The following is an 11835-nucleotide window of genomic DNA, read 5'->3' on the forward strand; positions in this document are numbered from 1 at the left end:
CTCCCCGGCTATACGTCCAGGCCACCGACCCGCAGGGTGATGTTGAGGCGTCCCTTCAGGCCCAGGCCCGGCGGGGCGGTCCCGGGCAGCACCTTCGGCACCCCATGGTAGGCGAGCCGGCTCGGTCCGCCGAACACGAACAGGTCTCCGCTGCGCAGCTCCACGTCCCGGTACGGCCGCCCCCGCGAGACGGTGTTGCCGAAGCGGAAGAGGCAGGAGTCACCCAGGCTGAGGGAGACGACGGGCGCCCCGGACCGTTCCTCGGCGTCCCGGTGCATGCCCATCCTGGAGTCGCCGTCGTAGAAGTTGACCAGGGCGATGTCGTACGCCTCCGCGTCCGGCGGGGGCGATCCGTACGCGGCGGTGACCGCCCGCCGTCCCAGCTCGGCGAGCCACCCCGGCATCGGCTTGACCGGCGCGCCGTCCCCGTCGACGGCGGTGCGCGCGTACGCGTACGGGTACCAGTGCAGGCCCAGGCACACCTGCCGGGCGGTCATCGTCCCGCCTCCGGGGGTGCGTACGGTGCGCAGTCCCGCGGGCGGGCGGGCCCACTCACGGCACGCGGCGAGGAGGTCCCGCTGGCTCTGGGGCCCGAGCCAGCCGGGCAGGTGCACCGCGCCGGGCGCGATCTCGGTCCGCTCGCGCGGGAAGAGTTCCTCGTCCACCCTCCCATTGTCGGAGGCTGCTGGCAGACTCGCGGCATGAAGATCACCGAATACACGGAGAGCCTGGCCCGGGAGGGCGAACTGCTCGCCGATCAGGCCGAACGCGCCGGTACGGACGTCCTGGTGCCGACCTGTCCCGAGTGGCGGGTCGCCGATCTGCTGCGGCACACCGGCTCGGTGCACCGCTGGGCCGCCGGGTACGTGCGCGACGGGCTGGTGGAGCGGGTGCCGTTCCCGGAGCCTCCGGAGCTGGCCGGGGCGGAGCTGCTCGCCTGGTTCCGGGAGGGGCACGCGGAACTGGTCCGCTCCCTGTCCGAGGCCCCGGCCGGGCTGGCGTGCTGGACCTTCCTGCCGACGGCGCCGCCGTCGCCGCTGGCGTTCTGGGCCCGGCGGCAGGCGCACGAGACGACCGTGCACCGCTTCGACGCCGAGTCCGCGCGGGGTGTCGCCCTCTCGCCGGTGGACCCGGGATTCGCGGAGGACGGGGTGGACGAGCTGCTGACCGGCTTCCACGCCCGGCCGCGCAGCCGGGTGCGGACGGAGGAGCCGCGGGTGCTGCGGGTCCGGGCGGCGGACACGGGCGCGGTGTGGACGGTCCACCTGTCGAAGGAGCCGGCCCGTACGGTACGCGGCGACACCGGCGAGGCGGCGGACTGCGAGGTGACCGGGGAGGCGTCCTGGCTGTACGCGGCCCTGTGGAACCGGCTCCCGCTCGCCGGCCCGGGCGTACGCGGCGACGAGTCGCTGGCCCGGCTGTGGCAGGAGACGGCGGGGATCTGAACCCCCGACGGCCCGGCCCGGAAGCCGGCGGGTGCCCGCCCGGTGACACCGGGCCGGGCGGCCGCCGGGCGGCCACCGGCGGGCCCGGGGGGGCGGTGCAGGAGGCGGTGCCGCCGCGCGGGCGCCGACGCGGCGGTCACAGCGCGCGGGTGACGGCGCGCGGGTGAGGGCGCGGGGCGCGCGGGTGACGGCGCGGGCGGAATTCCCCGTGCGGACCGGACACCGGCTTGGCAGGCTGGCCCCCATGGCCTCCCCTCCCTCTCCCGGCTCCCCGACCGCCCCCGGCTGGATCACCACCCCGGTGCACGAGCGGTTGCTGCGCGGCGCCCTGGAACTCGAACGCACCCCGCTCGGTCTGCTCCCGCACCGGCTGCCCGCCCGGGCCCGTGCCCAGTGCGCCGACGGGCAGCTGGCCATGGCGGAGGCGCAGCCCTCCGGGGTGCGGCTGGTGTTCCGCACCCGGGCGACGGCCGTCGAACTGGACGCGGTGCGCACCAGGACGGCCTACCGGGGCGCCCCGCCGCGCCCCGACGGCGTGTACGACCTGCTCGTCGACGGCCGGCCGGCCGGCCGGGCCTCGGTGCCCGGCGGTCACGTCCTCATGGTGGACATGGCCACCGGGTCGGCGGAGCGCGTCCCCGGCCCGGTCGGCACGGTCCGCTTCTCCGGGCTGCCCGACCGGCTCAAGGACGTGGAGATCTGGCTGCCGCACAACGAGGTCACCGAGCTGGTGGCCCTGCGGACCGACGCCCCCGTCGAGCCCTCCCCGGACCGGGGCCGCCGGGTCTGGGTCCACCACGGCAGTTCGATCAGCCACGGCTCCGACGCGGCGAGTCCCAGCACGACCTGGCCGGCCCTGGCCGCCGCCCGGGGCGGGGTGGAGCTGGTCAACCTGGGCTTCGGCGGCAGCGCCCTCCTCGACCCCTTCACCGCGCGCGTCCTGCGGGACACCCCCGCCGACCTGATCAGCGTCAAGATCGGCATCAATCTGGTCAACCACGACCTGATGCGCCTGCGCGCCTTCGGACCCGCCGTCCACGGCTTCCTGGACACCATCCGCGAGGGGCACCCCGTCACCCCGCTGCTGCTGGTCTCACCGGTCCTCTGCCCGATCCACGAGGACACGCCGGGCCCGACCGCCCCCGACCTCGGCGAACTCTCCGCGGGCAGGCTCCGCTTCCGGGCCGCGGGCGATCCGGCCGAGGTCCCCGCGGGCAAACTGACCCTCAGGGTCGTGCGGGAGGAACTCGCCCGCATCGTGCGGGAACGCGCGGCCGACGACCCGAACCTGCACCACCTCGACGGGCTCGGCCTCTACGGCGAGGCCGACTTCGCCGCTCTCCCCCTCCCCGACGGCCTCCACCCGTCCCCGGCCGCCCACCAGCTCATCGCCGACCGCTTCGCCGCCCACGCCTTCGCCCCGGACGGCCCATTCGCCCCCGGAGAGCAGCCTTAGGTCATCTCCCCGGCGGCCTCCGGCACGGCCCGCGCCTCGGTGCGGACCGGCCGGGCCGTCGGCCGCGGCTCCCCGCCGCAGTGGCCGGCGTACCCGCGGGACGGGTCAGCCGGCGGGGTCCGTCCCGTCCAGGGTGGCCGCGTAGGCGGTCTGGGGGCCGTACTTCCAGGCGGGGCTGGTGTTCCACGGGTTGGGCATGGCCGCGCTCGTCGCGTACGCGTAGCCGGCGCCGCGGGTGAAGGCGGTGCGGAGGGCGGCGCGCATCGCGGCGGTGCCGGGGACCTCGTGCACGAGGTGCCAGAACGCGGTGCCGGCCGGGTCGAGTTCGGTGCCCTCGCGGTAGGTGCCGTGGGCGTCGAAGACGTTGCCGTGCCAGCCGCCCGAGGTGTAGGCCGCGTAGGTGTTCTCGTAGGTGACGAAGACGTCGGCGGTGCGGTGGCCCGGTTCGAGGTAGCAGTCGGCGATGGCGGTGCCGGGGTTGTTGACGACCAGGTCGTCCACGTCCGGGTCGGCGGCGTGCATGGCGTCCTGGACGTAGCGGCGCAGTGCCGCGTAGTGGTCGCGGGTCGCGTTGCCGGGGCCGCAGTCGCGGCTGACCACGTCGAAGAAGATGCCGTCGACGTGCAGCCGGCCGTCCCCGTCGCCGGAAGGCCGCAGGTAGTTGTCGACGGAGGCCCTGACGGCCGCCGGGTCCCGCCGGCCGTGGTCGGTGTGGACGTAGCCGAGGACCTTGGTCCGCTCGCCGGTGGCGGTGGTCCCGGCGCGCAGGGCGTCGGCGCGGGCGCGCCAGCGGCCGTCGAACGGCGCGTCTCCGTTACCGGGGTTGAGGACGACCACGGAGGCGGCGGGGGTGGTGGCGGTGAGCGCGGCCAGCATCGGGGCGTCGGCCCGGACGTAGGCGGGTACGCCGATCTCCAGGCCGCGCACGCCGGGTATCCGGGGAGCCGGCGTGACCGGCGGTGTCGTCTGTCTCGCGGAGGCGGTCACCGCCGGTGCCGGTGCGACGAGCAGCACGGTCACGGCGACGGCGTACAGGGACCTCAGTACGCGGGCGGGGGTCACGGCTGTTCCTCCGGCTGCGGCGGTGGCGGGACCCCAGGAACACTAGACGCGCGGTAACCCGGAGACCGGCGAACCACCCGGATCGGTATGAGGAACAGGCGAGCGACTTGTCACCATGCCCCTGTCATACGGCGGGCAGTCCCACCGAGTGCGCCAGTTGCCCGGCGGCGTGCGCGAAGAAGGCCTCCCGCTCCTCGACGACCCGGTTGAACTGGCCGAACAACTCGAAGGAGACGAGGCCGACGAGCTGCGCGCAGGCCGCGACCAGGGCGGCCGTCACTTCCGGGGGCAGGCCTTCGGCGAAGTCCTCGGTCATCCGGTGGGCTTCGGGGCGCAGGGCGGCGGGGAGGGGCGGCAGGGCGAGGCCGCGGCCCTCGTAGGCGGTGCGGAGGATCCCGATGAGGACGTGGGCGACGCGGGCGGCGGGGCCGACCGTGTCGAGGGGGGCGGTGTAGCCGGGGACCGGCGAGCCGTAGACGAGGGCGTACTCGTGCGGGTGGGCCAGTGCCCAGGTACGGACGGCCGCGCAGACGGCGGTCCAGCGGGCGCGGGGAGGGGCGCCCGTGGCGAGGGCGGCGGCGTCGGCGGCTTCGGCGGCGGCGCCCAGGCTGTCGTAGGCGTCGATGATCAGCGCGGTGAGCAGTTCGTCGCGGCTGGGGAAGTAGCGGTAGAGGGCCGAGGAGACCATGCCCAGCTCGCGGGCGACGGCGCGCAGCGAGAGTTTGGCGGCGCCCTCGGCCGCGAGCCTGCGGCGGGCCTCGTCCTTGATGGCGGCGGTGACCTCGATACGGGCCCGTTCCCTGGCTCCTCGCACGGTGCTCATGCGGATCAGTGTGCCACGGGCGGAGAGCGGTGCCCAAAATCCAGAGCACCGCTCAATAGGGAGAGCACTGCTCTTGTTTTGGTGCGCCGATCCGTGCACACTGATCTCAAGCGAGAGCAGTGCTCTCCCAGTGACTCCCGGAGGCCACCCATGAACGCGTCCGCCCCGTACTACGCCCAAGCCGGCCGCTTCGCCGTCCGCTTCAACGCCCTGTTCGGCACGCTCGCCCGTCTCGGCCTCAGCGTGGCCGGCTCCGCCGAGCTGTCGGTGCGCGGCCGCACCTCCGGCCGGATGCAGCGCATCCCCGTCAACCCGCACACCCACGAGGGCGGCCAGTACCTCGTCTCGGCCCGCGGCCACTCCCACTGGGTCCGCAACATGCGCGCGGCGGGCAGCGGTGAGCTGCGCGTGGGCCGTAAGGTCCGCGCCTTCACCGCCGTGGAGCTGACCGACCCGGCGGAGAAGGCGGCCGTCCTGCGCACCTACCTGGAGAAGTGGGGCTGGGAGGTCAACCGGTTCTTCCAGGGCGTCACCGCGAGGTCCACGGACGCCGAGCTCAGGGCGGCCGCCGGAGACCACCCCGTCTTCCGCGTCACGGTGACCCGCTGAGCCCCGGACCCGCCGACCCCGCCGGACCCCGCCGACCCCGCCGGGCGACTCCTGGCCCGCCCGACCCCCGCCGGGCGGCTCCGCCTCGCCGGTCAGGCCCGGGCGTGACCGGCGAGATCCGGAAGAGACGGCCTATCCCCGGCGGCCCCGCGCGTCACGGTCGTCCATCAGGTGCAGCGCCTTGCGCGCCAGCGGGTGCGTACGGACGAGGTCGGGCAGGGTCGTCGAGCCGCGGGTGATGCGGGCGAAGGCCGTCCAGGCCGGCCGCAGGCCCGTGAGCGCGGCGTGGATCAACCCCGGGCGGGCCTCGAAGACGGCCAGCATCCGCTTGCCGACCGCCATTTCCACGCCCAGCCCGGCCTTGACGGCGAAGGCGTAGTTGAGCGCCTGACGGCGCGCGTCCACCGCGTCCTGCGCCTCGGAGATCTTGACCGCCCACTCCCCCGCGAGCCGTCCCGAGCGCAGCGCGAAGGAGATCCCCTCCCGCGTCCACGGCTCCAGGAGACCGGCCGCGTCACCGGCCACCAGCACCCGGCCGCGCGAGAGCGGGGAGTCGGGCTTGCGGCAGCGGGTCAGGTGCCCGGAGGAGACGGCCGGTTCGAAGCCGGCCAGACCCAGCCGGGCGATGAAGTCGTCGAGATACCGCTTGGTGGCGGCACCCTCGCCCTTCGCGGAGATGACCCCGACGGTGAGCGTGTCGCCCTTGGGGAACACCCAGCCGTAACTGCCGGGCAGCGGACCCCAGTCGATCAGGACGCGGCCCTTCCAGTCCTCGGCCACCGTCTCCGGCACCGGGATCTCCGCCTCCAGGCCGAGGTCGACCTGGTCCGTCTCCACGCCCACGTGGGCACCGATCCGGCTGGCGCTGCCGTCGGCGCCGACCACGGCCCGGGCCAGGACGGTCTCGCCGTCGGCGAGGACCACGGCGACCGTGCGGCGGTCCGGCACGGCCGCGCCGTGCTGCTCGACCCGGGACACGGCCGTGCCCGTGCGGAGGGTCGCGCCGGCCTTCTCGGCCTCCGCGACCAGGGCCGCGTCGAACTCGGGCCGGTTGATCAGCCCGAACAGCATGTGCTTCGAGCGGCGGGTGCGGGCCAGCCGGCCGTTGAGGGAGAAGGTGACCGCGTGGATGCGGTCCTTGAGGGGCAGGGCGAAGCCCGGGGGAAGGGCGTCGCGCGACGGGCCGATGATGCCGCCGCCGCAGGTCTTGTACCGGGGCAGCTCCGCCTTCTCCAGCAGCAGGACGCTCCGCCCCGCCGCGGCCGCGGCCCGGGCCGCCGACGCTCCGGCCGGTCCGGCGCCGACCACGACGACGTCCCACACCTCTCCGGCGCCCTCGGCGGCCTCCGCGGCCGCCCCTTCGGCCGTCTCCCCGGCCGTCTCCCCGGCCGTCTCCCCGGCCGCCTCCCCGGCCGCCTCCCCGGCCGCCTCCCCGGCCGCCTCCGCCGGGGTGCCCTCGTCCGCCCCTCGAGCGGCCTGCTCTGCGCTCGCGCCGTTCACGTCGTCGTCGCTGCTCACGATGTGCTGCTGCTCCTGATCACCCGGTTGCTCCGATGCCGTGGAAATCCTACGGCGAGCCGCCGCCTCGTCCCTCTGTGCGAGGATCGTGACAGCCTTTCGCCTTGCATTCGCCGTACCCCGGCACCCGTCACAACGTCGCACCCACGAGGAGCGTGCCCATGTCCCAGAATCCGATCGCCGAGACCGTCGCCTCGCTCATGCCCCGCGCCAAGGCGGAGCTGACCGAGCTGGTGGCCTTCCAGTCGGTCGCGGACTGGGCCCAGTTCCCGCAGAGCGAGAGCCGGGCCGCCGCGAACTGGGTGGCCGACGCCCTGCGCGCCGAGGGGTTCCAGGACGTGGCGCTGCTCGACACCCCGGACGGCACCCAGTCCGTGTACGGGTTTCTGCCCGGTCCCGAGGGCGCCCCGACCGTGCTGCTGTACGCGCACTACGACGTGCAGCCGCCGCTGGACGACGCCGCCTGGATCTCCCCCGCCTTCGAGCTGACCGAACGCGACGGCCGCTGGTACGGGCGCGGCGCCGCGGACTGCAAGGGCGGGTTCATCATGCACCTGCTCGCGCTGCGCGCCCTGAAGGCCAACGGCGGGGTGCCGGTGAACGTGAAGGTGATCGTCGAGGGCTCGGAGGAGCAGGGCACCGGCGGCCTCCAGCAGTACGCCGAAGCCAACCCCGAGCTGCTGGCCGCCGACACCATCGTCATCGGCGACGCGGGCAACTTCCGCCTCGGGCTGCCGACGGTGACGGCCACGCTGCGCGGAATGACCCTGATCAAGGTCAGGATCGACACCCTGGGCGGCAACCTGCACTCCGGCATGTTCGGCGGTGTCGCCCCCGACGCGCTCGCCGCGCTGATCCGCCTGCTGGACTCGCTGCGCTCCGAGGACGGTTCGACGACCGTGGACGGTCTGGCGTCGGACGCGGTGTGGGAGGGCCTGCAGTACCCGGAGGCGGACTTCCGCGCCGACGCGAAGGTACTGGACGGTGTCGAGCTGATCGGGGAGGGCACGATCGCCGACCGGCTGTGGGCCCGTCCGGCCGTCACCGTCCTCGGCATCGACTGCCCGCCGGTGGTCGGCGCGACCCCCTCGGTGCACGCGAGCGCGGGCGCCCTGATCAGCCTGCGCGTGCCGCCGGGCGTGGACACCTCCGAGGCCATCAAGCTGCTGGAGGCGCACCTGGTGGCGCACACCCCGTGGAAGGCGCGCCTGGAGCTCGAGGTCGTGGGCCAGGGCCAGCCGTTCCAGGCGGACACGAGCAGCCCGGCGTACGCGTCGATGGCTGCGGCCCTGCGGGAGGCGTACGACGGCCAGGAGATGCAGATCAGCGGCATGGGCGGGTCGATCCCACTGTGCAACACGCTGACCTCGCTGTATCCGGGGGCGGAGATGCTGCTCATCGGGCTGAGCGAGCCGGAAGCGCAGATCCACGCGGTGAACGAGAGCGTCTCCCCCGAGGAGCTGGAGCGGCTGTCGGTCGCCGAGGCCCTGTTCCTGGTGAACTACGCGGCGTCCAAGGCCGTCTGACACCGGCCGGAGGATCCTTCGTACGCCCGGGGCGCACCGCGCCCCGGGCGTGCTCTGCTTGCGGCTAAGCCGCGTGCCCCGCGGCGGTGGCGGTGGCTACGGTCGTCGTCATGGACCTCGTAGAAGTACTCCCGGACCGGCTCCACATGCTGCGCTTCTCCATCGGCCAGGCCTATCTCTGGCAGGACGACGGGGCGCTCACCCTGATCGACGCCGGCCATGCCGGCTCGGCCGACGGCATCGAGCGGGCGATACGTTCCCTCGGTCTGGCGCCCGAGCGGCTGGAGCGGATCGTGCTGACGCACTGCCACCGCGATCACGTCGGTGCCGCCGGTGAGCTCGCCGTCCGCTGGAACGCGCGGGTGCTGGCCCACCGGCTGGACGCCCCGGTGGTGCGCGGTGAGCGGCCGGTCCCCGAACCGGTGCTGCTGGACTGGGAAGTCCCGCTGTACGCGCACGGGCTGACGGCCCCGGAGGCGCCTCCTACCTGGGTCGACGGGGAGCTGGAGGACGGTGACGAGCTGGACTTCGGCGGCGGGGCGGTGGTGGTCCACGCCCCGGGCCACACGCCGGGCAGCATCGCTGTGCACCTGCCGGCGCACGGGGTGCTGTTCACGGGGGACTGCGTGGCCGGGGTGGGCCGGGTGATGCCGGGCGTGTTCAACGTCGACCGGGCCGGGGCGGTCGCCTCCTTCCGCCGGCTGGCCGCCCTCGCCCCGTCCGTGGCCTGCTTCGGGCACGGTGACCCCCGCACCGAGGACACCGCGAAGGCGCTCCGGGCGGCGGCGGACGCGGCCACGGTCTGAGCCCCGCCCGGCCCGCCGGCCCCGGGCCGCGCCGCCGGGCCGGTGTCACGGGGTGGGGCGGCCCGACTCCAGGTAGAGCGGGTGGCCGCGCTCGCGGGCGCGCAGGGCCCAGCGCAGCCGCTCGTAGCGCTGCGGCGGCAGGAGCCCGGCGGCCTCCTCCTCGGTGACGAAGCGCCAGGCCCGCAGTTCCGGTCCGGGCAGCCGCAGCCGGGCGGTCTCCGCCTCCGGCAGCCGCCCGCCGTCGAACAGCAGTCGCAGGCCCCCGTACGCCGGGGAGCGGGGCGGCTCCCAGTCGACCACCAGCAGGCCCGGGACCCGCTCCAGCGTCAGGCCCAGTTCCTCCGCGACCTCCCGTACGCCCGCCCGCGCCGGGGCCTCGCCCGCCTCGACCACCCCGCCCGGGAACTCCCATCCGGGCTTGTACGTCGGATCCACCAGGAGCACCCGGTCCCGGTCGTCGAAGAGCAGCACCCCCGCCGCCACGGTCTCCCGCGTCGGCTCCGGGGTCTGCACGATGTCGCAGACGGCCGCCGTGTCGGTGCGTACGGCGTCGGCGATCCGCTGCGCCGTCTCCCGGACCGTCAAGTGCCCGTTGTCGATGAGGTGCGCGTCGGCCGCCAGCCATCCCAGGGCCTGCCGGTACGCCGGGATGTGGTCGTACGCCCACTGGCGGACCCGTACGTCCACCTCCCGCGGCGTCCCCGGCTCCTGACGGGTGGCGATGCGCTCACGCAGGATCGTTTCCTCCGGGGCGAGCAGGACGTGCCGCACCGCGATCCGGCGCGCCGCGAGACCGCCGAAGATCTCGTCGCGGTACTCCTGCCGCAGCAGCGTCATCGGCACGACCAGGGTCCCGCCGAGTTCCGCCAGCATCGCCGCCGCCGTGTCCACGACGAGCCGCCGCCAGCTGGGGAGGTCCTGGTAGTCGTCGACCTCAGCGAGGCGTTTGGCCGGCAGGAGCCGCCGCAGGGCGTCGCCGATGAGCTCCGGGTCGTACAGGCTGCTGTCCGGCAGGATTCCGGCCAGTTCGCGGGCCGTGCTGGTCTTCCCGGCACCGAAAGTGCCGTTGATCCAGACAATCACGTCTACCCCTCTCCCCATGGCTCGCCTCCGAACCCCCCGGTGCCTGCCCGCCCCACCCTGCCACGGAAACCCGCCCGCCGGCCCAGTGCTTATGCTCGGGGGCGGAGCCGAGATCACAGCCGAGGTCGGAGCCCTTCCGCACCGCCGCCACCTCCGGAGGTTTCCCCACCGTGCCGCAGACCCGCCCCCCGTCCGAGCCCCGCTACGGCAACCGGCCGACCATGAAGGACGTGGCGGCCAGGGCGGGCGTCGGCCTGAAGACGGTCTCACGGGTCGTCAACGGCGAGCCGGGGGTGACCCCCGACACCGAGCGCCGGGTGCAGGAGGCCATCGAGGAGCTCGGGTTCCGCCGCAACGACAGCGCGCGGGTGCTCCGCAAGGGCCGTACCGCCACCGTCGGGCTGGTCCTGGAGGACCTCGCCGACCCCTTCTACGGTCCGCTCAACCGTGCCGTGGAGGAGGTGGCCCGCGCCCACGGCGCCCTGCTCATCAACGGCTCCAGCGCCGAGGACCCGGACCGCGAGCGGGAGTTGGCGCTCGCGCTGTGCGCCCGCCGGGTGGACGGGCTGATCGTCATCCCGGCCGGGGACGACCACCGCTATCTGGAGCCCGAGATCCGGGCGGGGGTGGCCACCGTGTTCGTGGACCGCCCGGCGGGCCGGATCGAGGCCGACGTCGTCCTGTCGGACAGCTTCGGCGGCGCCCGGGACGGGGTGGCGCACCTGATCGCCGCCGGGCACCGGCGGATCGGGTTCATCGGCGACCACCCCCGCATCCACACCGCCACGGAACGCCTGCGCGGCTACCGCGAGGCGATGGAGCGGGCGGGGCTGCCGGTGGCCGGGGGCTGGGTCTCCCTCGGCTCCACCGCACCGGACCGGGTGGCGGCGGCGGCCGGGGCGATGCTGACGGGCCCGGAGCCGGTCACCGCCGTCTTCGCGGGCAACAACCGGGTCACCGTCACCGTCGTACGGGTCCTCGCGGCGCTTCCCCGGCCGGTGGCGCTGGTCGGCTTCGACGACTTCGAGCTGGCCGACCTGCTGCGCCCGGGCGTCACGGTCGTCGCCCAGGACCCGGCGGCCGTGGGCCGGGTGGCCACGGACCGCCTCTTCCAGCGCCTGGCGGGCAGCAACCTCCCCCCGGCCCGCATCGAACTCCCCACCCGGCTCATCCCCCGCGGCTCGGGCGAGATCCCGCCGGTCACCGGATGAGCGACCGCAGCACGGGCACCGCTGCGCCGCCGGCGGTGAGCCCGGCGAGCACGGCGAGCGGGGCCGGCACCCCGCCGAGGCGACTCAGCCCGGCTGCGACGAAGCCGACGAGCAGGGCGCCGAGGAGCACGACGGCGGCGTGCAGGGTCAGGAGGGGCGGATCGGTGTCGTTCGGGTTCCGTGGTGCGGTCATGCCGTGATTCCACCGCCGTTCCCTCCCGCGCGCCGCCCCCACCGGACGAACCCGTACCGCCTCCGGACGCCGCCGGACAGCGCCGTATCCCGTCGCTGACCGG

Annotated in this window: 12 protein-coding genes; 6 read left to right on the forward strand and 6 right to left on the reverse strand. The window is 74.9% G+C overall.

The genetic code is table 11. The annotated features are described in order from the left end of the window. Nucleotides 1–8: 8 nt before the first annotated feature. On the reverse strand, nucleotides 9–665 hold the full coding sequence (locus ACZ514_RS20715; RefSeq protein WP_468700345.1) for an alpha-ketoglutarate-dependent dioxygenase AlkB family protein: 657 nt from the start codon (nucleotides 663–665) through the stop codon (nucleotides 9–11). Nucleotides 666–701: 36 nt separating this feature from the next. Between ACZ514_RS20715 and ACZ514_RS20720 the strand changes: the two genes are divergently transcribed. Further along, a complete protein-coding gene (locus ACZ514_RS20720; RefSeq protein ID WP_468165835.1) occupies nucleotides 702–1445 on the forward strand; it encodes a maleylpyruvate isomerase family mycothiol-dependent enzyme in 744 nt (247 codons plus the stop codon). Nucleotides 1446–1689: 244 nt separating this feature from the next. Further along, nucleotides 1690–2901 (forward strand): GDSL-type esterase/lipase family protein, encoded by a 1212-nt coding sequence (locus ACZ514_RS20725; RefSeq protein WP_469125340.1) that lies wholly within the window; start codon nucleotides 1690–1692, stop codon nucleotides 2899–2901. A 105-nt stretch (nucleotides 2902–3006) separates the two neighbouring features. On the opposite strand, the gene ACZ514_RS20730 is transcribed toward ACZ514_RS20725, so the two are convergent. Next, nucleotides 3007–3963, reverse strand: coding sequence for a spherulation-specific family 4 protein (locus tag ACZ514_RS20730; RefSeq protein ID WP_468165831.1), 957 nt, complete (start codon nucleotides 3961–3963; stop codon nucleotides 3007–3009). Nucleotides 3964–4087: 124 nt separating this feature from the next. Then, the gene (locus ACZ514_RS20735; RefSeq protein ID WP_468700340.1) at nucleotides 4088–4786 is read right to left on the reverse strand and encodes a TetR/AcrR family transcriptional regulator; all 699 of its coding nucleotides are present in this window, start codon (nucleotides 4784–4786) and stop codon (nucleotides 4088–4090) included. Nucleotides 4787–4936: 150 nt separating this feature from the next. On the opposite strand from ACZ514_RS20735, the gene ACZ514_RS20740 reads away from it, so the two are divergent. Continuing rightward, nucleotides 4937–5395 (forward strand): nitroreductase family deazaflavin-dependent oxidoreductase, encoded by a 459-nt coding sequence (locus ACZ514_RS20740; protein WP_469125341.1) that lies wholly within the window; start codon nucleotides 4937–4939, stop codon nucleotides 5393–5395. 132 nt (nucleotides 5396–5527) lie between these two features. Here ACZ514_RS20740 and ACZ514_RS20745 read toward each other — a convergent pair whose 3' ends face one another. Further along, nucleotides 5528–6718, reverse strand: coding sequence for a geranylgeranyl reductase family protein (locus ACZ514_RS20745; protein WP_468166220.1), 1191 nt, complete (start codon nucleotides 6716–6718; stop codon nucleotides 5528–5530). A gap of 356 nt (nucleotides 6719–7074) precedes the next feature. Between ACZ514_RS20745 and ACZ514_RS20750 the strand changes: the two genes are divergently transcribed. Further along, complete coding sequence (locus ACZ514_RS20750) at nucleotides 7075–8439, forward strand: M20/M25/M40 family metallo-hydrolase (protein ID WP_468165825.1); 1365 nt, start codon at nucleotides 7075–7077, stop codon at nucleotides 8437–8439. 110 nt (nucleotides 8440–8549) lie between these two features. Then, a complete protein-coding gene (locus ACZ514_RS20755; protein WP_469125342.1) occupies nucleotides 8550–9245 on the forward strand; it encodes an MBL fold metallo-hydrolase in 696 nt (231 codons plus the stop codon). Nucleotides 9246–9290: 45 nt separating this feature from the next. Here the strand turns inward: ACZ514_RS20755 and ACZ514_RS20760 are convergent, their stop codons facing one another. Next, nucleotides 9291–10328, reverse strand: coding sequence for an NUDIX hydrolase (locus tag ACZ514_RS20760; RefSeq protein WP_469125343.1), 1038 nt, complete (start codon nucleotides 10326–10328; stop codon nucleotides 9291–9293). A 221-nt stretch (nucleotides 10329–10549) separates the two neighbouring features. Between ACZ514_RS20760 and ACZ514_RS20765 the strand changes: the two genes are divergently transcribed. Next, nucleotides 10550–11539 (forward strand): LacI family DNA-binding transcriptional regulator, encoded by a 990-nt coding sequence (locus tag ACZ514_RS20765; RefSeq protein ID WP_469125429.1) that lies wholly within the window; start codon nucleotides 10550–10552, stop codon nucleotides 11537–11539. On the opposite strand, the gene ACZ514_RS20770 is transcribed toward ACZ514_RS20765, so the two are convergent. Then, nucleotides 11529–11732, reverse strand: coding sequence for a hypothetical protein (locus ACZ514_RS20770; RefSeq protein WP_468700331.1), 204 nt, complete (start codon nucleotides 11730–11732; stop codon nucleotides 11529–11531). The genes ACZ514_RS20765 and ACZ514_RS20770 overlap by 11 nt on opposite strands. Between the last annotated feature and the right edge of the window lie 103 nt (nucleotides 11733–11835).

It is taken from the genome of Streptomyces sp. NPDC034086 (assembly GCF_055575515.1).

Coding starts and splice junctions, on each gene's coding strand:
- ACZ514_RS20725 (WP_469125340.1), top strand. CDS start 1,690: ATGGCCTCCCCTCCCTCTCCCGGCTCCCCGACCGCCCCCGGCTGGATC.
- ACZ514_RS20720 (WP_468165835.1), top strand. CDS start 702: ATGAAGATCACCGAATACACGGAGAGCCTGGCCCGGGAGGGCGAACTG.
- ACZ514_RS20735 (WP_468700340.1), bottom strand. CDS start 4,786: ATGAGCACCGTGCGAGGAGCCAGGGAACGGGCCCGTATCGAGGTCACC.
- ACZ514_RS20750 (WP_468165825.1), top strand. CDS start 7,075: ATGTCCCAGAATCCGATCGCCGAGACCGTCGCCTCGCTCATGCCCCGC.
- ACZ514_RS20765 (WP_469125429.1), top strand. CDS start 10,550: ATGAAGGACGTGGCGGCCAGGGCGGGCGTCGGCCTGAAGACGGTCTCA.
- ACZ514_RS20770 (WP_468700331.1), bottom strand. CDS start 11,732: ATGACCGCACCACGGAACCCGAACGACACCGATCCGCCCCTCCTGACC.
- ACZ514_RS20755 (WP_469125342.1), top strand. CDS start 8,550: ATGGACCTCGTAGAAGTACTCCCGGACCGGCTCCACATGCTGCGCTTC.
- ACZ514_RS20740 (WP_469125341.1), top strand. CDS start 4,937: ATGAACGCGTCCGCCCCGTACTACGCCCAAGCCGGCCGCTTCGCCGTC.